Below are 21,706 nucleotides of genomic sequence, written 5' to 3' on the forward strand. Positions count from 1 at the left end.
GGCATCAGCGGGGCGCCATCCGGATCGCGCCGTCAAGGCGGATGTTCTGACCGTTGAAATAGGAATTGCGCACCAGTTCCATCGCCAGCGACGCGAATTCCTCGGGCTTGCCCAGCCGCTTCGGGAACGGGACCGAGGCGTTGAGGCCATCCAGCACCTTTTCCGGCAGGCGGCCCAGCAACGGCGTGCCGAAGATGCCGGGCATGATCGAGTTCACGCGGATGCCAAGGTCCATGAGATCGCGCGCCATCGGCAGCACCAGCCCGTTCACGCCCGCCTTCAGCGAACCGTAGGCGACCTGCCCCACCTGCGCGTCCTGCGCGGCGACCGAGGCCGTCAGGATGATGGTACCCCGTTCGCCGTCCTCCAGCGGGGCCAGCGCGGCCATGCCCAGCGCGGACAGCGAGGCAACCCGGTAGCTGGCAATAAGGATACCCTGCGCGGCGAATTCATAGTCCTCGGTCGAAAGGCGCACGAACTCCCCGGTTTCCTTGTTGCGGCCGACGGTCTTGCCCTTGCGGTTGGCCATGGCGCAATGGACGCAGATGCGTTCCTGCCCATGCGCGGCGCGGGCCTTTTCGAAGCCGGCCACCACCGATTGTTCGCTGGTGATATCGACCTTGCAGAACAAGCCACCGATCGCGCCGGCTACCTCCCGGCCCAGTTCCTCGTTCAGATCGAATATCGCGACCTGCACCCCGCTGGCGGCCAGCGCCTCTGCCGTGGCGCGTCCCAGTCCGGAAGCCCCGCCGGTAACGACGGCGGCCGTGCCCGCATCAATCCGCATCTTGCTCTCCCATGATTTAACCGATCGATTAAATCATGGGAGACGATGCGGCAAGAGCCGATCAGAGAATGTCGGCCTCATCCCCCAGCGCGGCCCGCAGCTTTTCGAGCGCCTGCGCCTTGAGCTGGTGAACGCGGGGAATGCTGACGTCGAGCACCTGCGCGATTTCGGCAAGGTTCAGTTCCTCGACGAAGTAGAGCTGGATCACGAGCTGGAGCCTTTCCGGCAACGCGGCGATAGCGAAGGCCACCCGCGCGCGCATCTGTTCGTCGGCCAGCAAGGCGAAGCTGTCGGGCCGGTCGTCGGCAAAGGCCGGATCGCTATCGGAATAGGCGCTGTCGATCGTTTCAAAGCGCACTGGTTCGCTCCCGGCGTGCAAGGTGGCAAGTTCCTGGTCGGTCAGGCCCATGGCGGCGGCCAGTTCGGCATCGGTGGGATCGCGCCCCAGTTCGTTGCGCAGCGTCGCGGTATGATCGGCCAGCATCCTGCGCCGTTCGGACACGCTGCGCGAAAGCGGCGTCACGCGGCGCACCAGATCGACCATGGCCCCGCGCACGCGCATCTTGGCATAGGCGGCAAAGCCGTCCTCTGTCGGGCCGGAGTGCTTCTGGGCGCATTCGGTCAAAGCAACCAGCCCGGCCTGCACCAGGTCTTCCAGTTCCATGCCGGCGCGCCCGGACCCATGGATATGCCACGCCAGGCGCCGGACCATGGGCAGAAACCGGCGGATACGATCCGCGGTATCGTCACGGTAGGCACGCGCGGCGGCAAATCGACGTTGATCATGTTTCATGCAGCAAGGCCCTCGGGGTGCAGCACTGACGGTTGGGGAAGCGCGGGAACGGGCCTGTGCGCCTCGTTTCCGATGACGGAAATGACCTCGATCGGCTGCGTCGGCGGCAGTTCCGAGATCGAAATGACAAGACAGGTCGGCGCACGCATCCGCAGCAGCGCCGAAAGCGCACGGCGCGCGCGGGGCTGGACCACCAGCGCCACCGGCGACGCGGTCGGCCCGCGATCGCTGATGATCTGCGCCACCCGTTCGCCGATCCCGCGCGCGAGATCGGGCTCGATCACCGGCTGGCCGGTTACCGGGTCCTGCAATCCCTGCACGATCATCTGTTCCAGCGAGCCGTCGAGCGTCAGCACCGGCAGGCGATCGTTCGGCCCGCACACCCGCGCGACGATCATCGCACCAAGGCGGGCGCGCAGGATGTCCACCAGGCGATCGTGCTCGGTCGTCTGCAACACCGCTTCGCTCAAGGCCGAGAGGATCGGCAGCGGATGGGCGATGCTGACGCCGTCTTCCAGCAGCGCATGGAACAGGCGCGTGACGGCGCCCAGCGACAGCGGCTGCGGGTAGATCGTTTCGACCAGGCCGGCCGCGCGGACCTTGACCGCGTCGAAGATGGCACGAACTTCGTCTGGTCCCAGAAGCACTTGCGGCCGTTCGCCGAGAAGCTGGTTGAGGTGCGTGGCGATAACCGTGCTGGCATCGACCGTCAGGAATCCTTCGGCGATGGCATGGTCGCGCTGGGCGGCATCGATCCACAGCGCCGGGCAGCCGAAGCTGGGATCGCGCGTGGCATCGCCCTGCAGCCCGTGGTTCTCGCGCGCCTCGCCCACGTCGATGGCCAGGATCTTCTCGCCCTTGATGCTCGCCCCGCCCAGTGTGACGCCGCCCAGCACGATGCGATAATCGTTCGGCGGCAGATCGAGCGCATCGCGGACGCGGAATTGCGGCACGATGAAGCCGAAGGTCTGGCTGAGCTGCTTGCGCACGCCGGTAATCCGGGCGACCAGCGGCGAACCGCGCCGGTCGTCGACCAGATGGACAAGGCCATAGCCCAGCTCGATGGTAACGAGCGTCTGGTCGCTGACCTCTTCCAGCGTGATGCGCGAGGGATCGACCGGGATTTCCTCTTCGACCACTTCGGGCGCGGGGCGTTCGGAGCGCTTCTTCAGCGCCCACCACAGCCAGCCCGCAAGCGCGGCCGCCGGCAGGAAGATCGACTGCGGCATCGCCGGTATCATGCCGATCGCACCCAGGATCACCGCAACCGGCAGCCAGGTGCGCGGATCGGCGAGCTGGCCGCCGATCTGCCCGGCAAGGTCGCGGGTATCCGACACGCGGGTCACGATCACGGCGGCGGCAATGGAGAGCAGCAGCGAGGGGACTTGCGCCACCAGCGCGTCGCCAACCGCCAGCGTCACGTATTTCTGCGCGGCATCGCCGGCGGTCAGCCCGTGGCTGATCATGCCCAGGCAGAAGCCCGCGATGATGTTGACCGCAAGGATCAGCAGGGCGGCGATGGCGTCGCCCTTCACGAACTTGCTGGCACCGTCCATCGAACCGTAGAAGTCCGCCTCGGTCGCCACTTCGCGGCGACGGGCCTTGGCTTCGTCGGCGGTGAGCAGGCCGGCGGCAAGGTCGGCGTCGATCGCCATCTGCTTGCCCGGCAAGGCATCCAGGGTGAAACGCGCGGACACTTCCGACACGCGGCCCGCACCCTTGGTCACCACCATCAGGTTGATGATCATCAGGATCATGAACACGAACAGGCCGACGGCGAAGTTGCCGCCGATCAGGAACGCGCCGAACGCCTCGATCACATGGCCGGCCGCCGCGCCGCCCTGGTGCCCGTTGACCAGCACGATGCGCGTGGAGGCGACGTTGAGCGCCAGGCGCAACAGGGTGCCGAACAAGAGGACGGATGGGAAGGACGAGAAATCCAGCGGCTTCTCGGCGTTCATCGACGCCATCAGGATCGCCACCGAAAGGGCGATGTTGAGGACGAAGAACACGTCGAGCATGAACGACGGGATCGGCACGATCATCAGGACGATGAGCGTGAGAATCCCCGCCGGCAACGCGAGAGCACTGGGTGAGCCTAGGCGTTTGAGCATCGTGGCTTAGAGTCCGAAAGAGCGGAGCCGGTCGTAGGCGGCGCGGACATGGCTGGGGGTGGCGGAAGCGTCGTTCAGCGCGAAGGCATCGCGCAGCGTGTCCGCCATAGAGGAAGCCGGCCGGGCCGGTTGCTGGCCGGCGGCATAGGCCGTCGCCTGAAACTCCTGCGCGATCGGACCACCGGTGAAGGTGGGTGTATTGTCAACCGGCATGACATTGCCGGACGCTGCCGGCAAATAGCCGCCGGCCCAGGCCATGTCGCTGTTGGCCGCGCCACCGGCGGCGGCAAGGCGGCCGCTGAGCAAGCTCATCACGCCCTGCAGCGAACGCGGCGCGCCGCTATCGTCATAGAAGATCGACCGGTTCGAAGCCGCAGCCTGCGGCAGCAGTGCCGCCGCCGATTGCGAGGGATCGGTCGCCATGGCGGTCAGGAAGCGTCCCGCTCCTTCCGCGCCGAGAAAGTGCGCGAGATAGAGTTCGGAATTCCCCGGCTGCCGCCCCAGCACGCCGAATAGATAGTTGCGGTTGTCGTTGGCCAGTTCGCCCGCCATCAGCGCCGAAAGCTGCGGATCCGAGCGCATCGACATGATCTGCTGGCGCAGCGCCGGATCGCGGACGCTGCCGTTCTCGATGACGCTGCCGGCCCAGTCATAGCCATGATCCGCGCCATGCTTGTCCAGCGTGCGAAGCCAGGTGGAATTGGTGAACTGGTAAAGCCCGGTGGCGCTGGACGTGCGCGCGCGCGCATTGGGATTGAGGCCGGATTCAAGCCGTGCCTGCGCCAGCAGGTAGCCGAAGTCGACTCCCGTCGCCTGTGCGGCCCGCGAGATGGCGGCGCGCACATCGCCCGGCCCGGTTGTTCCGTCCATGGCAGCGGCCCATGCGGCCGGCCCGGCGGGAGACTGGACTGAACTCACAAAAATCCCTTTCCGTCACGCTGCTTCCGAATTTCGAAAGCGGCTTCAGGAAAGGGATAAGCAAAGATCGTGCCAAACACCCCGATTAAGGGGCGCAAGGAAATAAATATCAGGCCCGGTAGTTCAGCCGGCGGGTAGAGCGATGCGCATTGTAAAGCGTCGGCGCACCGACCATCGCGTCCAGCCGCGCCGAGACGTTCGAGGCGATCAGGTTGCGCACACGGCGGTTGGCTTCGTTGAGGCGCCGCGCTGCATCCAGCAGGCCGCGGCATTCCTCATCGACCAGATCCGGCGAGGCTTCACCCAGGCGCCCGCACAGGTTGCTCTTGTCCACCGCGCATCCCATGATCGCATCCACGTCAAGTCCGGCAAGCGCGTGCCGTTCCTTTTGCAGGACGGCAACCATCTGCCGCAGCGTGTCGCGCATTTCGATGGGACGGACGGCGGCTTCATGGCTCATTGCGGGCTCCTCCAGAGCATACCGGCAGCAATCATCGCGTCAGCGATCTTGGCGGGGATCAGGGGATAGCGGCCGCTCTCGATCGCCTTGCGGATTTCCGCAACCCGTTCGGAGTTGACCGGCGCAGTGCCGGCTTTGACCGCTTCGCTGGTTTCCACCTGCGGTGTGGACGAAGCCACACTGCCGGAGGTTGCCGGCTGATCGTCCGCTTTGACCGATTGCAGGCCAGTCTCGGTGTTCACAGTCTTGACCTGAACCGCGCCAACCGGGCGCGTCGGTCCGATTTCAAATGATGGCATGGTCCCGCTCCTATAGCGTTTCTCATGCCCAAGAACGGCGTTGAAGCCGGTGCGTTAAGGCCACCCGGAAAAAAATTGCCGAATGGCGGTCATTCGATCGGTAGTTCCACCAGTCCCGGACGCACGATCTGCGCACGCACAGGGTCGGATTTGGCCGAGGTCTTGACCCGTATCCACGCGCCAACAGCCCCGGAATCCATGGCTTCTCCGGGTTGGGAGACGGCAAAGCCCTCGCCCGTCACGGAAACGGTCACGGCTTCGCCGCGCAGAACCGCCGGGGCGGCAGCTTCTTGCCGGGTTGCCGGCGCAAGGCCGACCACCGGCACGAAAATGCGCCAGCTGCCGGCGTCGGGACACTGGACGATCACGCTGTCGCGCGTGCCGCCCCGCCAGGACAGCGCCAGCGGCGCGCGGCAGGCGGCAAGGCGCATCCGGCGATCCACCGGCAAGGCCGCGCCGCCCGGCACGCCGATCGGCGCACCAGTGAAGCGCGCCACGGCGATGTCGATATCGGTCAGATCGGCCAGCCCGGCCCGCTGGGCCTGTGCAGGCGTGCCGATCGCAACGCCAGCCAGCGCCATGGCCAGTAGGGTAAAGGCAGGAATCTTGCGCTTCATGGGTTAGGACCCCGGATAAGTAAGTGTCTCACGCAAATAAGCAAACATCGTGCCATCCATCAGCTGGCCGATGCGCTTTCTTCGGTATCGAAGCCAAGCGTAACCGTGGCGCCGCGCGAGGTGCCCGGCTCCACGACAACGCGGGCGTTTTTGCCGCGTTCGCCCGCGCTCTGCGCCAGCGCCGCGGCGCGCGCGAACGCGGCCGCCTGATCGCCGGGGCCATGACGCACCACGATCGTCACGCGCAAACGCGGATCGCTGCCCTGATCGGCCAGCCATTGCGCCAAAGGCGGAGCGCCGGCACCGTCGGACCACACGCCCACAGGCTCGGCGCGAACGGAGGCCTGGACGGGCGCGGGCGGTGGCGTGTGCGCGGCGGCGGCATGAGCCTTCGCAACAGGCTGCGCCTTCTCCGGCGTGTTGGCCAGCGCGGAAGCCGCGATCATGAACAGGATCATCGACAGGTCGGCCAGAATGGTCTGCCAGCCGGTCGACGGGCGGACGATCATGCCGCTTCCCCCGCACGCGTCGCCGCAGCGGCGTGATCGTCCGCGCCGTGGCGTGCAGCGGTATGGCCGCCATGGTGATCGCCCTCCAGGCGCGCGTGGCGCGGCGTGGCGAGCGCGACCTGCTGAACCAGCCAGTCGATCACCGACTGACGCGCGGCCTCTTCGTCGCGGGCGCGCCGCTCGACCATCTTGGCCAGCGGTCCCAGCACGAGATTGGCGAAGATCAGCCCGTAAAGCGTGGTCAGCACCGCCATGCCGATGGCGCTGGAAAAGGCGCCGCGTGCCACGCCGTCAGCCGGCAGTTGCGTCAGCGACACCAGCGTTCCGGCAAGACCGAACACCGGCGCCAGATCGGCCGCCTGCGCCAGCATCCCGGCCGCCTCGCCCGCTTTCGTCCGGCGCGTGGCGCGAAAGGCCTCGTGCTTTTCGAGCAGGCCGGAGACCGACCGGGTCGACAGCATGGCGTTGGTGGCTTCATCAAACTCGCGATCGCCGCTGCGGCACGGCTGGGCGCGCAGCAGGCCGTTCGCGCGAATGTCGGCGGCCTGCCCGGCCAGGACGGCGCGGACGGTATCGGCACGGAAGCGCGGCCGGAACAGGTCCGTCAGCGCCTTCCCCGTCGTGGCGGTCGCGGACAGGCCACAGCGCAGCACCGCGGCCAGCGCGGTGCCGCCAAAGACGATGACGGCGGCGGCGGGATTGTAGAAATGCGTGAAATCCATGGATCAGGAACTCCTGCTCGGGGCGAAGAACGGCTTTGTTTTCCGAGGTTTCAGGGAGTGGCCGAACTTTGCCGGTCCCTGCCGCGAAACGGCAAACCCTTGCCGGAAACGCGCCGCGATTTTGCCGGTTGGACGATGTTCGGGAGCGGCAAAACGATTTGGCACGATGCTTGCAAAATCGATGTCGGCAACACCTATGCGGAGCTGACCGACGATGAGCGACAGTCTTTTCGGGATACATGGCAAGGCGCTTGAACTGCGTTCGCAGCGCATGGGCCTGCTGACGTCCAACATCGCGAACGCCGGAACACCGGGCTACAAGGCCAAGGACATCGATTTCCAGGCCGCGCTGAAGGCGCGCGCCACGGGCGCGAGCGAAGACCAGGCGATGGCATCGGCCACGCGCTATCGCGTGCCGGTCATGCCCAGCCTTGACGGCAACACCGTCGAGATGGCGACCGAGCAGACCGCCTTCGCCGAAAACGCGGTGGGCTACACCGCCACCCTCTCCTTCATCCGCGGACGCATCGACAACGTCACGCGCGCGCTCAAGGGCGAATAAACCATGGCAGGCCCAAACACCTCCCCCATGACGCTGTTCAACGTGGCCGGCCGCGCGATGTCCGCGCAGCTCGTGCGCATGAACGCGGCGGCATCGAACCTCGCCAACGCGGGTACGGTCTCATCCAGCGAAAGCACGGCCTACCGCCCGCTGCGTCCCGTCTTCTCCGAAGAACTGGACCGGTCGACGGGCCTTGCCACCGTCAAGGTCAACGGCGTGTACCGTTCGTCGGCGACGCCGATCAAGGATCACCAGCCGGACAACCCGCTCGCCGACCAGAACGGCGATGTCTGGTCCGCTCCGGTCGATGAAAGTGCGGAAATGGTCGAGATGCTCGAAAGCTCTCGCCAGTACCAGAATGTTGTCGAAGCGATGCAGACCGCCAAGCAACTGATGCTCGATACGATGAGGATGAAATAATGACCAGCAGCGTTTCCAATACGTCGGGCACCGGTTCGACGACCAACACGTCCACCGCCAAGAACTCGTGGGGTTCGCTCGGCGCGGGTGACTTCCTGAAACTGCTGACCACGCAGCTTCAGAACCAGGACCCGACCGCCCCGGTGGACAACACCCAGATGGTCGCGCAGCTCGCGCAGTTCTCGAGCCTTTCGACCTCGAACGACATGAGCAGCACGCTCAAGACCATTTCCAGCCAGATCGCCACCCTGAACACCAAGCTCACGGGCACGGCGAGCTAAGACCTTCAACCGGAAAGGACCTCCACCATGTCTTTCTACACTTCACTCACCGGCCTGAAGAACGCCCAGACCGATCTGGGCGTCATCAGCAACAACATCGCCAACGCGGAAACCAACGGCTTCAAGTCGAGCCGTACCGATTTCGCGGATATCGTGGCCACCACCGCGCAGACCTCGCCGACCATGACCATCGGCATCGGCGCGCAGGTTTCCGCGATCAAGCAGAACTTCAAGGCCGGCGCCACCGACCTGACAGGCAACGCGCTCGACGTCGCCATCACCGGTGAAGGCTTCTTCACCACGCGCGATGCGGTGACGGGCAACACCTATTATACCCGCAACGGTTCGTTCGACATGGACAGCAGCGGCTACATCCATGACGACACGAACAACCGTCTGCAGATCTACGCTCCGGGCGGCAGCACGCTGACCGACGCGCAGATCCCGCTGACCAACGGCGCCGGTTCGGAATACGCTGGCATCACCATTGCCGAGAACGGCGATGTCACGGCGTCCTATGCCGATGGTTCGAACACCGTGATCGGTAAGGTCGCGCTGGCCTCGTTTACCACGCCCACCGGCCTGCGCCAGGAAGGCTCCTCTAACTGGAGCGCGACCGGCATTTCCGGCGCAGCCACTTATGGCACGCCTTCGACCGGCAGGTACGGCGGGCTTCTCGCCGGCGCGGTCGAGCGTTCGAACGTCGACATCGCCGAGGAACTGGTCGGGCTGATCACCGCGCAGCGCAATTTCCAGGCGAACGCGAAGGCGATCGATACGGCGACGCAAATCTCGCAGACCGTGATCAACCTGCGGACCTGAGGCTAAACCATGGACCGTCTGATCTACACCGCCTATTCGGGCATGAGCACGTCGATGACGAAGCAGCGGATGATCGCCAACAACATGGCGAACGCGCAGACCGTGGGCTTCCGTGCCGAAATGCTCACGACCACGCCGATGACTCTGAAAGGCCCAAGCCTGGAGGCGCGGGCCATGACGGATGGCGAGGTCTATGGCGCGGACATGAAGCAGGGTGCCATCATCGCGACGGACAATCCGCTCGATATCGCGATGACGGGCAAGACCATGCTGACGGTCCAGGCGGACGACGGTTCCGAGGCCTATACCCGTCGTGGCGATCTTGCGGTCGACGCGACCGGGTTGCTCGTCAATGGCGACGGGCGGCCGGTGATCGGCAGTGGAGGGCCGATCACCGTGCCGCTCGGTTCGAAGATCACCGTCGCGCCCGACGGCAGCGTGATGGCCGCCGACCCCGCGACGCCCGACACCCCGCCGCAGGTGGTGGACCGGATCAAGCTGGTCAGCACCGATGGATCGCCGATCAAGAAGGGCATCGACGGCTTCTTCCGCGTCGAAGGCGGCGGCGTGCTGCCCGGCGACGAGGACGCCCGCGTGGTGACCGGATCGCTCGAGCAGTCGAACGTCAATCCCGCCGACGTCCTGGTCCAGATGATCGAAGCGCAACGCAGCTTCGACATCCGCACCAAACTGATCTCGACCGCGCGCGAGGTCGATGAAAACAGCGCCGCGCTCATGCGCATCAGCAGCTAACGGAGTACCGAACGATGCCAAGTTCAGCCCTTCACGTCGCCCGTACCGGGCTTGAGGCGCAGGACACGCGGATGCGCGTGATCGCGAACAACCTCGCCAACGTCGGGACCACCGCCTTCAAGCGCGATCGCGCCAACTTCGCCACGCTGGCCTATCAGGACGCGCGCGTCGCCGGCCAGCAGTCGTCGAACGAAACCGCCTATGCCACGGGCCTCAATCTCGGCACCGGCGTCGGCATCCAGTCGACCACGCGCATCGAATCGCAGGGATCGTTGCAGAACACCGACAACGCGCTGGACCTGGCGCTCGATGGAGACGGCTTCTTCCAGGTGACTCTGCCGGGCGGTCAGCTGGCCTATACCCGCGCGGGCAACTTCAGCCGTTCGGCCGAAGGCCAGCTCGTCACCGCGCAGGGCTATGTCGTGCAGCCCACGATCACGATTCCGGAAGGCGCATCGGCGATCACGGTTGCCCAGGACGGCACCGTATCGGCCACGCTGCCGGGTAACGCCGAACCGACCCAGCTCGGCCAGTTGACGGTCGCCAGCTTCGCCAACCCGGCGGGCCTGCGCGCCAGCAGCGACAACTTCCTGATGGAAACCGCCGCCAGCGGCACCGCGCAGATCGGCATCCCCGGCGACAATGGCCGCGGCCATATCAAGCAGGGCTTCCTCGAAGCGAGCAACGTCAACGTGGTGCAGGAGTTGGTCGACATGATCGAGACCCAGCGCGCCTACGAGATCAACTCCAAAATGATCTCCGCCGTCGACGAAATGCTCAAGAACGCGAACCAGACGCTGTGACCATGATGCATTCTCCCTTGAAGCGCGCGAACGCCGGCAAGGCCCTGCTGATCGGTGCGGCACTGCTGGCGCTGAACGTCGCAGGCCCGGCGCAGGCCGGCCGCAAGCCGCCGGTGGGCTTCAGCCCGACCTTGCCGCAGCAGCCCGCCCCGCGCCCCGCGGACGGCAGCATCTTCAATGCCTCGGCAGGTTACGCGGGTCTGGTCGAAGGACGCCGCGCTCATTCGGTCGGCGATCCGCTGACGATCGTGCTGGTCGAACAGATGACAACCTCGAAGTCGGCCAGCTCCAAGACCGACCGCGCCGGCAGCGCCAATATCGTGCCGCCGAGCGCGGGGCCTTTGTCGTTTCTTGACCCCAACGCCCTTAAAGCGTCGGCCGGATCGTCGTTCAACGGTAAGGGCAATGCCGCACAGACGAACTCTCTCGGGGGTTCGCTGTCCGTCACGATCGCGGAAGTGCGACCGAACGGCACCGCCCTCGTCAGAGGGGAAAAGCGCTTGTTGTTGAGCCAGGGTCAGGAATGGGTTCAGTTTTCCGGGATCGTGCGCCTTGGCGACATCGACCAGAACAACAGCCTCGTTTCGACGCAAGTCGCCGACGCGCGGATCGAATATGCCGGAAACGGCGCGATCCAGCGGGCCAGCCGTGAAGGCTGGCTCAGCAAGTTCTTCAACATTCTCAGCCCCTTCTGAGGCTTTCCTCGAGGTCCGTCATGCGCCGCCTGCTTCTTTCCCTGACCGCCGCCTTCGCCGCCGCGCTCGCTACTGTCGCCCCCGTGGCGGCCCATGCCGAGCGCGTGCGCGATCTGGGCGCGTTCCAGGGCGTCCGCACCAACCAGCTGACCGGGTACGGCATCGTCGTCGGACTGGCCGGAACGGGCGATGACAACCTGGAATACCTGACGCAGGCGATGAAAGGCACCGCTGGCCGGCTTGGCGTGCAATTGCCGCCGGGCGTGTCGCCGGGCCTCAAGAATGCGGCCGCCGTGCTCATCACCGCCGACCTGCCCGCCTTCGCCAAGCCGGGCCAGCGCATCGACGTTACCGTCTCCACGCTGGGCAAGGCCAAGTCGCTGCGCGGCGGCGCGCTGATCATGACGCCGCTCTACGGTGCGGACGGGCAGATCTACGCGATGGCGCAGGGCAACCTGGCCGTCGGCGGCCTGGGCGTCGCCGCCAAGGACGGATCGCAAGTCACGGTGAACATTCCCACCGTCGGCCGGATCGCCGAAGGCGCCAGCGTGGAACGCGCGGTCGCCACCGGCTTCGACGACAACCCGATCCTGCGCTGGAACCTGTTCAACGCGGACTTCCTGACTGCATCGCGCGTGCGCGACGCGATCAACGCGCGCTATCCCGGCATGGCTTCGGTGGAAGACGGCGTGACCCTGGCGCTGCATCTGCCCGAAGGGGCCGACGCGCGCGCCAGCACGATGGCCGCGGTCGAGATGATCGAGGTCAACCCGGCGGAAACCCCCGCGCGCGTGATCGTCAACAGCCGCACCGGCACCGTGGTGATCAACAGCGCCGTGCGCCTTGCCCCGGCGGCGATCAGCCACGGCAAGCTGGTGGTCAAGATCGACGAAAAGCCGCAGGTTTCGCAGCCCGCGCCCTTCAGCAACGGCCGCACCACGGTCACGCCGAACAGCCAGATCGACGTGCAGGAACAGCAGGCGCATGTCGCCCTGTTCAAGCCGGGCGCCTCGCTGTCGTCGATCGTCGATGCGCTCAACAAGCTGGGCGTCACGCCCTCGGACCTCGTCGCGATCCTGGAAGCGCTGAAGCAGGCCGGATCGCTCAAGGCGGAAATGGTGGTGATATGAGCATTCTTCCGATCAACGTCGGCGGCGTAGTATCCGCCGCCACCGACGCCCTCTCGACCGAGCGCGGGAAACTGCGCCAGGCGGCGCAGGGTTTCGAGGCGATTTTCCTCCGCCAGATGCTGTCGGCGGCCCACAAGACGAATTTCGCGGGCGAGGACGATCCTTTTGCGGGCCGTGGCAACGAAACATTTACCACGATGCGCGATGAACAGTTCGCCGACATCGCTTCCAAGACGGGCGCGCTTGGTTTCGCCAAGCAGATCGAGGCGCAGATTGCCGCCCGCTTCCCGCAGGCTTCGGCGAAAAAGGAGTAACCGGCGATGTCGTCAGACCTTCTCTCGATTGCCCGCAGCGGCGCGAAAGCTGCGCGGATCGCGCTGGACGTCACCGCCCAGAACATCGCGAACGCGTCGACGGAAGGCTATGTCCGCCGCACGGCCAAGATGTCCGAGGTTTCGACCACGGGCTACTTCGGACAAACGTCCGATGTTTCGCTGTCCGGCGTCCGTGTCAGCCAGGTGGTGCGCAACGCCGATGCCTTCCGGCAATCGGAAGTGCGCCGGACCGGCTCGGACACGGCGCGCGCCGATGCCGAAGTAACCGGTCTCAGCAACGTCGAAACGGCGCTGGAACAGTCCAACGTCTATGATTCGATCACCGGGTTCGAATCCGCCCTTCAGAAGCTGAAGGAAGATCCGACCGACAGTTCGCTGCGCGCATCCGTCGTGGAAAGCGCGCGGACGATGACCAACACCTTCCAGATCGCCTCGCAGCAGCTCGACGCGGTGGGCAATGGCCTGCACTTCGAGGCCAACGCCGGCGTGACCGAGGTGAACCGCCTGGCGCAGGAACTGGCCCGCACCAACGTCCGCCTCGCGCGGGCATCGGACGCGACCAGCGACCAGACCTCGCTGCTCGACCAGCGGGACAATCTGTTGCAGCAGATGAGCCAGTACGGCGACATCGCGACCACGTTCTCGCCGGACGGCACCGTGAAAGTGCAGATCGGCGGCGCATCTGGCCCGGCTATCGTCAACGGCGGCAACACCGATGCGCTGACCGCCGCGACCGCCGCGGATGGCACGATCACGTTTTCGACGGCGTCGGGCGCCAGCGTTGCCCTTTCCGGCGGTTCGCTCGCCGGCCAGAACCTCGCGCTCGGCAAGCTGTCGCAGCTTCATGGTGATCTCGATGCGCTCGCGGCGAACATCGTCACCACGGTGAACGGCGTCCAGACCGGCGGCGTGGACGTGGACGGCAACCCCGGCGTGGCCATGTTCTCCGGCACCGACGCGGCCAGCTTCTCGCTGGCACTGACAAACGGATCGCAGATTGCCACGGCCCCGGCCGGCGCCGCGGCCAAGAGCCTTAACACGACGAACCTCGACGCGCTGCGCAACGCGCTCGGCAACGCCGACCCGGCAGGCAAGATGGACTCGATCCTGTTCGACGTCTCGTCGGCCGTATCGGGCCGCACGGTAACGCGCGATGCGCTGAAGACCATTTCCGATTCCGCCAAGACCACGCTGGCCGCACAGTCCGGCGTCGATCTCGATAGCGAGGCGGTCAATCTCGTCCGTTACCAGCAGGCGTTCCAGGCATCTGGCCGCGTCATGCAGGTGGCCTCCAACATCTTCGACACGCTGATAGGCATCAGGTGATATCATGACCACTTTCGCTACCAGCACCAGCGCGTTCTACAGCCGCTCGACGCTCGATCTCACATCGCTGCGCGCCCAGGCGGAAAAGCTGCAGACGCAGATCAGTTCGGGCAATCGGCTGACGACCTCGTCGGACGATCCGGTTGCGGCATCGCGGCTGCGCGCGCTGTCGCGCACCGACACGCTGTCCAAGATCGATACCGACGCCGCCAACCGTGCGACGTCGGATCTCAATCTGGCGGATTCGGCGATGACCGAGTTTTCCAACACGATCATCCGCGTGCAGCAGCTGGCGACGCAGGCCGCGAGCGGCACAATGTCCGACACGCAGCGTTCGAGTATCAGCACCGAACTGAAACAGTTGCAGGGCAACCTGGTGGCGCTCGCGAATACGCGCGATTCCGCCGGGCACGCGCTGTTCGGTGGCCAGACGGGCGGCGACGCCTACACGGTCGATGCTTCGGGCAACGCGTCCTATGTCGGCACCGGTTCGGCCGGGCAGCTTGCGCTGGGCGACGGACAGACCGTCACGCGCGGCGTGACCGGTCCGGAATTTCTGTCGTTCAACGTGAACGGGACGCAGACCGACATCATGTCGGTCGTGAAGACCCTGTCCGACGCACTCGATGCGGGGGGCGCCGGGGCGACCACCGCCGCCAACAATGCGCTGACGTCGCTCCAGGCGGGGCTGGATTCGGTCACCACCGCCCAAACGGTGGTGGGTTCGCGACTGTCGTGGATCGACATCAACGTCCAGCGGCAGACCGCGATGGCCACATCGCGCGCCACCGAACAGAAGGACATCGGCGGCACCGACATCACCGAAGCCTTCACCCGGCTCCAGGAACTGTCGACGGTGCTTCAAGCCAGCCAGGCCAGCTTCACCAAACTTTCGGGCCTGTCATTGTTCAGCATGTTGAGCTGATCCCGAACCATACCGCTTTCGAATTCTGAAGGGTTGAACTTCCATGTACGCTGGTATCGGCATCATTATCCTGCTGGTCATGGTCTTCGGCGGCTTTGCCATCACTGGCGGCGCGCTGGGGCCGGTCATGGAGGCGATCCCGCACGAAATGCTCATCATCGGCGGCGCGGCCGTCGGCGCGCTGGTCACGGGCAACTCGATGCACGAGCTGAAGGCGATCGGCGGCGGCTTCGCCAAAGTGTTCAAGGGGCCGAAGCACACCAAGCAGGATCACATCGACGCGATCATCCTGTGCACTAAGCTGATGAAGATCCTGCGGTCGGACGGGCCGGTGGCGCTGGAAAGCCATGTCACGGACCCCGCCAGCTCACCTATTTTCGCGGAATTTCCGCGCCTTTTCGCCAACAAACCCTTGATTTCGCTGATCTGTGACACGCTGACCCTGATCGTCGTCTCCTCCGGCACGCTGGAGGTTCACGCTGTCGAGGACGTGATGGATCACGCGATGAAGACGCACTTCCACGAGGAAGCCGAGCCGCAGCACGCGCTGCAGGGCCTGGCCGACGCCCTGCCCGCGCTGGGTATCGTCGCGGCCGTTCTGGGCGTGGTGAAGACCATGGGCTCGATCGACAAGCCGCCAGCCATCCTTGGCGGCATGATCGGTTCGGCGCTGGTCGGCACGTTCATGGGCGTGCTTCTGGCCTATGGCATCGTCGCCCCGCTGGCGAGCCGCCTCAAGCAGGTGCTCGATCAGGACGAGATGATCTTCCAGGCCGTCAAGCAGGTCATCATCGCTTCGCTTCACGGGTGGCCGCAGCCGCTGGTGGTGGAAAGCGCGCGGTCGGGCCTTGGCCATGCCTTCCGCCCCGGCCTGTCCGAACTGCTCGACGCGCTGCGCGGCCGCTAAGGGAAGGCTGAACCATGGCCAAACCTCCCAGAGGCAAGAACGAGCCGCCTCCGGCGCCAATCATCGTCAAGAAGGTCACGGTGGTAGCCGGCGGCCACCATGGCGGCGCGTGGAAAGTCGCCTACGCCGACTTCGTGACCGCGATGATGGCCTTCTTCCTGCTGCTGTGGCTGCTGGGCGCGACCACCGAAAAGCAGCGCAAGGGCCTTGCCGATTACTTCACGCCCACCCTGGTCAAGATGAAGGAAGGCGAAGCCGGCTCCTATGGCCTGCTCGGCGGCTCCTCGATCACCGACGCGGACAACTATCCGCACAAGGCCGCGCAGACCGGCACCAAGACTCTGACCGTGCCGCGCGACGCCACCGGCGGCGCCAAGGACGGCGGATCGAAGGCCAAACGCACGGCCGTCGAGAAGAAGTTGCAGGAAAAGCTGGCCGCCAACGCCAAGCTGCGCCAGCTCGCCCGGCAGGTCCGCATGGTGGACACCACCGAAGGAACGCGCATCGACCTGGTCGACGACGCCAACTTCTCGATGTTCCGCCTCGGCACCACGCTGCTGACGCCCGACGCGACCGAACTGTTGCAGGCGATCGGCCAGGCGATCGGCCCCGATCCATCCGGCATCACCGTGCGCGGCCATACCGATTCGGTGCAGTGGAAGCCCGGCCAGGCTGCCAACAACTGGTCGCTATCCGCCGGCCGCGCCGAAGCCACGCGACAGGCGCTGATGCACCAGGGCGTGGCCGAAAGCCGCTTCCGCCGGATCGAAGGCGTGGCCGACCGCGAACTGCTGGTGAAGGACAACCCGTCCGATCCGCGCAACCGCCGGATTTCCATCCTGCTCGTGAACTGACGCCTGCCCCTCAGGTTTCGCCGAAAATGTCCCGCTGCGCGCTTTCGAGTTTCTCGAAATAGCGCCGGCGGGCATGGCGTTCGGTGACCACGCCGACGACGTGCTGTCCGGCATCGATCACCACCATTTCGTCCACGGCCAGCCGATCGAACAGGGCCAGCATCTCCTGGATGCCGGTCTCGGGATGCAGCGCGGTATCGACCAGCGTGGCTACCGAACTGACCAGGCCATCCATGGCAAGATCGGACCGATAGGCCAGCGCCGTGGGAACGATCCCGCGATAGCGCCCTTCGCGATCGACAAGCACGGCCTTACTCACCGACCCCAACGGGATCGCCGCGCGAAACGCGGCAATGGTGCTGTCGTCCGCGATGCTGACCCAGTCCTTGCGCATGATTCGGCCGGCGTGAAGGTCCACGACCCAGCTGATGTCGCGCGGGCTGCGCACGATCGATCCGCGCACGTGAAGACGCCAGGTGGAGAAGGAATAACCGAAGGCTTCGCGTGTGACGGCGCTCGAAATAAGCGATGCGGTCAGCACCACGCCCATCAGCGCGAAATCGTGCGTGGTCTCCAGCATCAACATGGCCAGCGTCATCGGACCACCCACCACGGACACGCTGAATGCGGCCATGCCCACCAGCGCCGCATCGTTGGAATCGATCGCCAAGCCGGGAAACAGCATGTTGCCCACACCGGCAAAAATCTGTCCGACCAGTGAACCGAGGAACAGCGAGGCGAAGAAAAGCCCCCCGCGGAAACCGAAGCTGAGCGAGATCACAGACGCCGCTATCTTGAGGGCCAGCACCGTCAGCAGAAACATGATCGGCGGATGCAGCAGAAGGTTGAGATGCAGCGCGCCATGTCCGGCCGACAGCGCCTGCGGCGACAGCCAGGCGATCGGCATGAGCAGGCAGCCGCCGATCACCGGCCGCCACGCGCCGATGCGCGTCCAGGATTGGACCACCAGCTCCATCGCCGTCACCAAGCGCATGACCACGATGCCGATGAACGCACAGACCAGCCCGAGCGCCGCATAGACAAGGTAATCGGGCGTGTGCAGCACCCGGTTCGCCGTCGTCGCGATCAGATAAGGCTCAACGCCAAGCAGGCGCGTGATGAAGACCGCCGACAACGCGGCCGTGACCACCGGCGCGATCGCGGCCGGGGTGTAGGCTCCGATCACGATCTCGAAGGCATAGAAGGCGCCGGTCAATGGCGCGCCGAAAGCCGCGCCGACGGCTGCGCCGGCCCCTGCCCCGGTCAGCGTGCGCAGATCCGCGCGGCGCAGCTTGAACCATTGCCCCAGCGCGGAGGCGACGCCCCCGCCCATCTGGGCATAAGCGGCTTCGAGCCCGACCGAAGCGCCCGCGCCGTTCGATACGATCGTCTGCCCGGCGATGATCAGGCTGTCGGACAGTGGCAACCGCCCACCGTGCAGCGCATTCGCCTCGACCACGTCGATCAGCGTCCGGCGGCGGCGATGGAGCCATCGCGCCATGAACACCAGCACCAGCCCGCCGGTCGGCAGGGCCAGCAGGCGCCAGGGGTGATGGATCGATCCCAGCGCGCTCAGGCGGTTGATCGTGACGCCATAGAAGAAGTGCTGGATGCCATGCGCCAGGAACTGCTGCGCATTGGTGAGGATGCCGGCCGCAAGCCCGGCCAGCAGCGCGAGCACGATAAAGGCCGCCTCGCTTTCGCGCAGGCGGCGGCGGAACCGGATGGCGGCGGACCGCACGAGATATTTGCCAGACGAAGCCACGGCTCCCGCCAATCGCCTCGCGCGCGCGGAGTCAAGCAGTCAAGACGAATGTCCGCGCTCAAAACGCCAAAGGCCCGGCGATCTCGCGATCGCCGGGCCGCCACCTGGTGGAGGCAGGTGTCAGGTTGCGTCAGGCTTAGCGAAGCAGCGAGAGAACGTTCTGCTGGCTCTGGTTGGCCTGGGCGATCATCGCCGTCGAAGCCTGGCTCAGGATCTGGGCCTTGGCGAGCGCCGTCGTTTCCGCCGAGTAGTCGGTGTCCTGAATGCGCGAGCGGGCATCCGACAGGTTCGTGACGTTGCTGGTCAGGTTGTTCACCGCCGACTGGAGGCGGTTCTGACCGGCACCCAGCGTCGAACGGGCCTTCGAGATGTCTTCGAGTTCCGTGTTCAGCGAAGTGAGCAGGCCATTGGCCGCCGTCGCCGTCGAAACGTCATAGGAACCGGCAGCGCCGCCGCTGGCAGCAAGCGTGGTAAGGTCGGACATTTCCAGATCGACCGTGTCGGTGGCGTTCGCGCCGGCCTGGATCGTCACGGTCGTGGTCGTGCCGTCGAACAGCGCAACACCGTTGAACTTGGTGTTGGTGATGACCTGGTCGATCTGCGAGGTCAGCTGGTCGACTTCCGTCTGCATGTAGGTGCGGTCGGTGGTGTCCTGATAGGTGCCCGAGGCCGACTGGGTGGCCAGTTCGCGGATACGCTGCAGCATGTTGGTCACTTCGCCCAGCGCGCCTTCAGCGGTCTGCGCCAGCGAGATGCCGTCGTTGGCGTTGCGGATGCCCTGGTTCATGCCAGTGATCTGCGAGGTCATCGAGGTGGCGATGGCGAGGCCGGCGGCGTCGTCCTTCGCGCTGTTGATGCGGGTGCCGGTGGACAGGCGCTGCATGGCAGTGCCCAGCATCTGGCTGGCCGAGTTCGAAGCGTTCGCCGCGCGCAGTGCGCTGATGTTGGTGTTGATAACGGTCATGTCAGTCTCCAGTGAGGATCGTTCCCGAGAGGACCGCCGAGTCACGGGGATAACGCGGCTGTCGAGGCAAAGACCGGCATGGGGATCAGGTTTTTAAGGGGAAAAAATGCGCGGCATGCAAAAAACTACGCTCAACGCCTAAGTACGAACACTGAGGTTAATGGTTCATTTAGGATTTAGAGGCAAACCGTCACCAGATATGGTTAAGACGGGGACCATTAACATGGATCAGCATACGGACGGATTGAACGTCTCTGAACAGGCCGGAAGCGTTAACGCGCCACTGGTTCAGCGGGCGGACGCTATTGTCGGGAGTTTCGGCAGCAGCGCTGGTACGTATGTGTACGCATCGGAAGAAGGCGTGCAGCATGATCCCAGAAAGATCGCGATCGCGCTAGAACGCGCACCGCACAACGAACTGATCCGCGCGCCGGGAGGCCGCCAGTTCACGCTGCGCTATGTCGATGGAGCTTCGGAAGGCGCGCTCGCCGCGCTGCTTGCCTGTGCCGCCCCCGCCGGTACGCCCGTAGCCGCCGATCCAGAAAGCCTTTCCGTCCTCGCCCTGGCCGAACGCATCGCCGCGAGCGACATCCCCGTGCTCATCAACGGCCCGACCGGAACCGGCAAGGAAGTGTTGAGCCGCTTCATCCACGATCGGTCGCGCCGCGCCGACAAGCCGTTCATCGCCATCAACTGCGCCGCCATGCCGGAAACGATGCTGGAAGCACTGCTGTTCGGCCACCAGAAGGGCGCCTTCACCGGCGCCAACGCCGCTAGCGAAGGTTTCTTCCGCGCGGCCGACGGTGGCACGCTGCTGCTCGACGAAATCGCCGAGATGCCGCTGTCGCTTCAGGCGAAGCTGCTGCGCGCCCTGCAGGAAGGCGAAGTCCTGCCGCTGGGCGCGACGCAGCCGGTCAAGGTTGACGTGCGCGTGATCGCCTGCGCCAACCGGGATCTGCCGCTGGAAGTCGAGGAAGGCCGCTTCCGCGCGGACCTTTACTACCGCCTCAACGTTTTCCCGCTGTCGCTGGGCGCGCTGTGCGAGCGCCCGGAAGATATCGCGCCGCTCGCCTTCGCGATGATGCTGCGCCACGTTCCGCGCGGCATGAACACGCCGTGGATTTCCGATGCCGCGATCGCGCTGCTGGCCCAGCACACCTGGCCGGGCAACGTCCGCGAACTGGAAAACGTGGTGCGCCGCGCGCTGCTTCTGGCGGGCGACGCGCCGGAAATCCTGCCGCAGCACGTCGTGTTCGATCGCCCTGCCCGCCTGGTCACCGACCGCAACGGCGCGCAGGCCGCAGCGATGCCAGGCACGGTAACGCCGATCAACCCGGCAGTACCAGCCGCGCCCGCCGAAATCGTCGGCGACGACATGGGCGCGTCCGGAGCCAAGCTTTCCAACATCGTTCAGATTTCCGAAGCGCGGGCAATCCTGGCCACGCTCGAGGCCTGCGGCGGCAGCCGCGTGGCCGCGGCACGCCAGCTCGGCATTTCGGAACGCACGCTACGCTATCGCCTTGCCAGCTTCCGTGAAGCCGGCATCGCAGTCGCTGGAGGTCGTCGATGAGTGGTATCAACGGAATCGGCGGAAGTGCCGCCGGGGTGCAGCAGATCATCGCGCTGCGTCAGCAGATCATTGATCGTTCCAACCTGCTTCAGCAGATCCACAAGCCCGATGCAGCCGCATCGGGCGCGGCCGAGACCCAGAGCAGTGGTCCGGCCGGCGGTTTCACCGAAGCACTCAAGTCCGCGCTCGACAGCGTCAGCGCCACGCAGAACAAGGCGGAAGCGGTCAGCGAAGCCTATGAACGTGGCGAAGTGACCGATGTCGCGAAGGTCATGCTCGCCCGACAGGAAGCCGGCGTCGCCTTCGAAGCCACGCTCCAAGTTCGCAACCGCCTGCTGTCCGCCTACCAGGACATCATGCGGATGGGGGTCTGAT

26 protein-coding genes are annotated in these 21,706 nt (G+C 65.6%); 15 read left to right on the top strand and 11 right to left on the bottom strand.

What is annotated here, in order from left to right; translation table 11 throughout:
* Window positions 1-4 precede the first annotated feature (4 nt).
* The 9 genes from FA702_RS06060 to FA702_RS06100 all read right to left on the bottom strand — a co-directional run bounded on the left by FA702_RS06060 (window position 5) and on the right by FA702_RS06100 (window position 7,219).
* Window positions 5-787, bottom strand: a complete 783-nt coding sequence (locus FA702_RS06060; RefSeq protein ID WP_136955402.1) for an SDR family oxidoreductase — start codon at window positions 785-787, stop codon at window positions 5-7.
* 61 nt (window positions 788-848) lie between these two features.
* A complete protein-coding gene (locus tag FA702_RS06065) occupies window positions 849-1,580 on the bottom strand; it encodes a sigma-70 family RNA polymerase sigma factor (protein WP_124809233.1) in 732 nt (243 codons plus the stop codon).
* Complete coding sequence (locus FA702_RS06070; RefSeq protein WP_136955403.1) at window positions 1,577-3,694, bottom strand: flagellar biosynthesis protein FlhA; 2,118 nt, start codon at window positions 3,692-3,694, stop codon at window positions 1,577-1,579. The genes FA702_RS06065 and FA702_RS06070 overlap by 4 nt, the downstream gene beginning before the upstream one ends.
* A gap of 6 nt (window positions 3,695-3,700) precedes the next feature.
* Window positions 3,701-4,564: a transglycosylase SLT domain-containing protein gene (locus tag FA702_RS06075; protein WP_136955404.1), complete on the bottom strand. Its 864-nt coding sequence runs from the start codon at window positions 4,562-4,564 to the stop codon at window positions 3,701-3,703.
* A 157-nt stretch (window positions 4,565-4,721) separates the two neighbouring features.
* The gene (locus tag FA702_RS06080; RefSeq protein WP_136955405.1) at window positions 4,722-5,072 is read right to left on the bottom strand and encodes a flagellar protein FlgN; all 351 of its coding nucleotides are present in this window, start codon (window positions 5,070-5,072) and stop codon (window positions 4,722-4,724) included.
* Window positions 5,069-5,314: a flagellar biosynthesis anti-sigma factor FlgM gene (gene flgM, locus FA702_RS06085; RefSeq protein WP_255504732.1), complete on the bottom strand. Its 246-nt coding sequence runs from the start codon at window positions 5,312-5,314 to the stop codon at window positions 5,069-5,071. The genes FA702_RS06080 and flgM overlap by 4 nt, the downstream gene beginning before the upstream one ends.
* Before the next feature lie 146 nt (window positions 5,315-5,460).
* Window positions 5,461-5,988, bottom strand: a complete 528-nt coding sequence (locus FA702_RS06090) for a flagella basal body P-ring formation protein FlgA (RefSeq protein ID WP_136955406.1) — start codon at window positions 5,986-5,988, stop codon at window positions 5,461-5,463.
* A gap of 59 nt (window positions 5,989-6,047) precedes the next feature.
* On the bottom strand, window positions 6,048-6,497 hold the full coding sequence (locus tag FA702_RS06095) for a hypothetical protein (protein ID WP_136955407.1): 450 nt from the start codon (window positions 6,495-6,497) through the stop codon (window positions 6,048-6,050).
* Window positions 6,494-7,219 (bottom strand): MotA/TolQ/ExbB proton channel family protein, encoded by a 726-nt coding sequence (locus FA702_RS06100; RefSeq protein WP_136955408.1) that lies wholly within the window; start codon window positions 7,217-7,219, stop codon window positions 6,494-6,496. Before FA702_RS06100 ends, FA702_RS06095 begins: the two co-directional genes overlap by 4 nt.
* Window positions 7,220-7,433: 214 nt before the next feature.
* Here FA702_RS06100 and flgB point away from each other — a divergent pair, with 214 nt between their 5' ends.
* From flgB to FA702_RS06165, 13 genes are read left to right on the top strand one after another with little or no spacing between them, the layout of a single operon-like run.
* A complete protein-coding gene (gene flgB, locus FA702_RS06105) occupies window positions 7,434-7,781 on the top strand; it encodes a flagellar basal body rod protein FlgB (RefSeq protein ID WP_125954937.1) in 348 nt (115 codons plus the stop codon).
* Window positions 7,782-7,784: 3 nt separating this feature from the next.
* Entirely contained in the window at window positions 7,785-8,201 is a 417-nt protein-coding gene (gene flgC, locus FA702_RS06110) for a flagellar basal body rod protein FlgC (RefSeq protein WP_124809242.1), read from the top strand.
* A complete protein-coding gene (locus FA702_RS06115; RefSeq protein WP_124809243.1) occupies window positions 8,201-8,482 on the top strand; it encodes a flagellar hook assembly protein FlgD in 282 nt (93 codons plus the stop codon). The genes flgC and FA702_RS06115 overlap by 1 nt, the downstream gene beginning before the upstream one ends.
* A gap of 27 nt (window positions 8,483-8,509) precedes the next feature.
* Window positions 8,510-9,304 (top strand): flagellar hook-basal body protein, encoded by a 795-nt coding sequence (locus FA702_RS06120; RefSeq protein ID WP_136955409.1) that lies wholly within the window; start codon window positions 8,510-8,512, stop codon window positions 9,302-9,304.
* 9 nt (window positions 9,305-9,313) lie between these two features.
* A complete protein-coding gene (locus FA702_RS06125; protein WP_136955410.1) occupies window positions 9,314-10,057 on the top strand; it encodes a flagellar basal body rod protein FlgF in 744 nt (247 codons plus the stop codon).
* A 14-nt stretch (window positions 10,058-10,071) separates the two neighbouring features.
* Entirely contained in the window at window positions 10,072-10,860 is a 789-nt protein-coding gene (gene flgG / locus FA702_RS06130; RefSeq protein WP_124809246.1) for a flagellar basal-body rod protein FlgG, read from the top strand.
* Window positions 10,861-10,865: 5 nt separating this feature from the next.
* Window positions 10,866-11,555 carry a flagellar basal body L-ring protein FlgH gene (locus FA702_RS06135; RefSeq protein WP_136957281.1) on the top strand — a complete coding sequence of 230 codons (690 nt, stop codon included), beginning with the start codon at window positions 10,866-10,868 and terminating at the stop codon, window positions 11,553-11,555.
* A gap of 20 nt (window positions 11,556-11,575) precedes the next feature.
* The gene (locus tag FA702_RS06140) at window positions 11,576-12,685 is read left to right on the top strand and encodes a flagellar basal body P-ring protein FlgI (protein ID WP_124809248.1); all 1,110 of its coding nucleotides are present in this window, start codon (window positions 11,576-11,578) and stop codon (window positions 12,683-12,685) included.
* A complete protein-coding gene (locus FA702_RS06145) occupies window positions 12,682-12,999 on the top strand; it encodes a rod-binding protein (protein ID WP_136955411.1) in 318 nt (105 codons plus the stop codon). Before FA702_RS06140 ends, FA702_RS06145 begins: the two co-directional genes overlap by 4 nt.
* A 6-nt stretch (window positions 13,000-13,005) precedes the next feature.
* Window positions 13,006-14,346 carry a flagellar hook-associated protein FlgK gene (gene flgK / locus FA702_RS06150; RefSeq protein ID WP_136955412.1) on the top strand — a complete coding sequence of 447 codons (1,341 nt, stop codon included), beginning with the start codon at window positions 13,006-13,008 and terminating at the stop codon, window positions 14,344-14,346.
* A gap of 4 nt (window positions 14,347-14,350) precedes the next feature.
* Window positions 14,351-15,271, top strand: a complete 921-nt coding sequence (locus tag FA702_RS06155; RefSeq protein ID WP_136955413.1) for a flagellar biosynthesis protein FlgL — start codon at window positions 14,351-14,353, stop codon at window positions 15,269-15,271.
* Between the two features lie 43 nt (window positions 15,272-15,314).
* Entirely contained in the window at window positions 15,315-16,178 is an 864-nt protein-coding gene (gene motA, locus FA702_RS06160; RefSeq protein ID WP_136955414.1) for a flagellar motor stator protein MotA, read from the top strand.
* A gap of 14 nt (window positions 16,179-16,192) precedes the next feature.
* Complete coding sequence (locus FA702_RS06165) at window positions 16,193-17,032, top strand: flagellar motor protein MotB (RefSeq protein WP_124809253.1); 840 nt, start codon at window positions 16,193-16,195, stop codon at window positions 17,030-17,032.
* 10 nt (window positions 17,033-17,042) lie between these two features.
* Here FA702_RS06165 and FA702_RS06170 read toward each other — a convergent pair whose 3' ends face one another.
* Both FA702_RS06170 and FA702_RS06175 read right to left on the bottom strand, forming a co-directional pair.
* Window positions 17,043-18,797 carry a chloride channel protein gene (locus tag FA702_RS06170; protein WP_136955415.1) on the bottom strand — a complete coding sequence of 585 codons (1,755 nt, stop codon included), beginning with the start codon at window positions 18,795-18,797 and terminating at the stop codon, window positions 17,043-17,045.
* 136 nt (window positions 18,798-18,933) lie between these two features.
* Window positions 18,934-19,761: a flagellin gene (locus FA702_RS06175; RefSeq protein ID WP_136955416.1), complete on the bottom strand. Its 828-nt coding sequence runs from the start codon at window positions 19,759-19,761 to the stop codon at window positions 18,934-18,936.
* Between the two features lie 361 nt (window positions 19,762-20,122).
* Between FA702_RS06175 and FA702_RS06180 the strand changes: the two genes are divergently transcribed.
* Together FA702_RS06180 and fliE are read left to right on the top strand one after the other, a co-directional pair.
* Complete coding sequence (locus FA702_RS06180) at window positions 20,123-21,331, top strand: sigma-54-dependent Fis family transcriptional regulator (RefSeq protein ID WP_255504733.1); 1,209 nt, start codon at window positions 20,123-20,125, stop codon at window positions 21,329-21,331.
* Window positions 21,328-21,705 (top strand): flagellar hook-basal body complex protein FliE, encoded by a 378-nt coding sequence (gene fliE, locus FA702_RS06185; protein WP_124809256.1) that lies wholly within the window; start codon window positions 21,328-21,330, stop codon window positions 21,703-21,705. The genes FA702_RS06180 and fliE overlap by 4 nt, the downstream gene beginning before the upstream one ends.
* The last annotated feature ends 1 nt before the right edge of the window (window position 21,706 follow it).

Source organism: Novosphingobium sp. EMRT-2 (genome assembly GCF_005145025.1).
Lineage (GTDB): Bacteria > Pseudomonadota > Alphaproteobacteria > Sphingomonadales > Sphingomonadaceae > Novosphingobium.

Coding starts and splice junctions, on each gene's coding strand:
- FA702_RS06115 (WP_124809243.1), top strand. CDS start 8,201: ATGACCAGCAGCGTTTCCAATACGTCGGGCACCGGTTCGACGACCAAC.
- FA702_RS06175 (WP_136955416.1), bottom strand. CDS start 19,761: ATGACCGTTATCAACACCAACATCAGCGCACTGCGCGCGGCGAACGCT.
- FA702_RS06140 (WP_124809248.1), top strand. CDS start 11,576: ATGCGCCGCCTGCTTCTTTCCCTGACCGCCGCCTTCGCCGCCGCGCTC.
- FA702_RS06095 (WP_136955407.1), bottom strand. CDS start 6,497: ATGATCGTCCGCCCGTCGACCGGCTGGCAGACCATTCTGGCCGACCTG.
- FA702_RS06135 (WP_136957281.1), top strand. CDS start 10,866: ATGCATTCTCCCTTGAAGCGCGCGAACGCCGGCAAGGCCCTGCTGATC.
- FA702_RS06120 (WP_136955409.1), top strand. CDS start 8,510: ATGTCTTTCTACACTTCACTCACCGGCCTGAAGAACGCCCAGACCGAT.
- flgC (WP_124809242.1), top strand. CDS start 7,785: ATGGCAGGCCCAAACACCTCCCCCATGACGCTGTTCAACGTGGCCGGC.
- flgK (WP_136955412.1), top strand. CDS start 13,006: ATGTCGTCAGACCTTCTCTCGATTGCCCGCAGCGGCGCGAAAGCTGCG.
- FA702_RS06155 (WP_136955413.1), top strand. CDS start 14,351: ATGACCACTTTCGCTACCAGCACCAGCGCGTTCTACAGCCGCTCGACG.
- FA702_RS06125 (WP_136955410.1), top strand. CDS start 9,314: ATGGACCGTCTGATCTACACCGCCTATTCGGGCATGAGCACGTCGATG.
- flgB (WP_125954937.1), top strand. CDS start 7,434: ATGAGCGACAGTCTTTTCGGGATACATGGCAAGGCGCTTGAACTGCGT.
- flgG (WP_124809246.1), top strand. CDS start 10,072: ATGCCAAGTTCAGCCCTTCACGTCGCCCGTACCGGGCTTGAGGCGCAG.
- FA702_RS06060 (WP_136955402.1), bottom strand. CDS start 787: ATGCGGATTGATGCGGGCACGGCCGCCGTCGTTACCGGCGGGGCTTCC.
- FA702_RS06070 (WP_136955403.1), bottom strand. CDS start 3,694: ATGCTCAAACGCCTAGGCTCACCCAGTGCTCTCGCGTTGCCGGCGGGG.
- FA702_RS06100 (WP_136955408.1), bottom strand. CDS start 7,219: ATGGATTTCACGCATTTCTACAATCCCGCCGCCGCCGTCATCGTCTTT.
- FA702_RS06080 (WP_136955405.1), bottom strand. CDS start 5,072: ATGAGCCATGAAGCCGCCGTCCGTCCCATCGAAATGCGCGACACGCTG.
- FA702_RS06065 (WP_124809233.1), bottom strand. CDS start 1,580: ATGAAACATGATCAACGTCGATTTGCCGCCGCGCGTGCCTACCGTGAC.
- FA702_RS06075 (WP_136955404.1), bottom strand. CDS start 4,564: ATGGACGGAACAACCGGGCCGGGCGATGTGCGCGCCGCCATCTCGCGG.
- fliE (WP_124809256.1), top strand. CDS start 21,328: ATGAGTGGTATCAACGGAATCGGCGGAAGTGCCGCCGGGGTGCAGCAG.
- FA702_RS06145 (WP_136955411.1), top strand. CDS start 12,682: ATGAGCATTCTTCCGATCAACGTCGGCGGCGTAGTATCCGCCGCCACC.
- FA702_RS06165 (WP_124809253.1), top strand. CDS start 16,193: ATGGCCAAACCTCCCAGAGGCAAGAACGAGCCGCCTCCGGCGCCAATC.
- motA (WP_136955414.1), top strand. CDS start 15,315: ATGTACGCTGGTATCGGCATCATTATCCTGCTGGTCATGGTCTTCGGC.
- FA702_RS06090 (WP_136955406.1), bottom strand. CDS start 5,988: ATGAAGCGCAAGATTCCTGCCTTTACCCTACTGGCCATGGCGCTGGCT.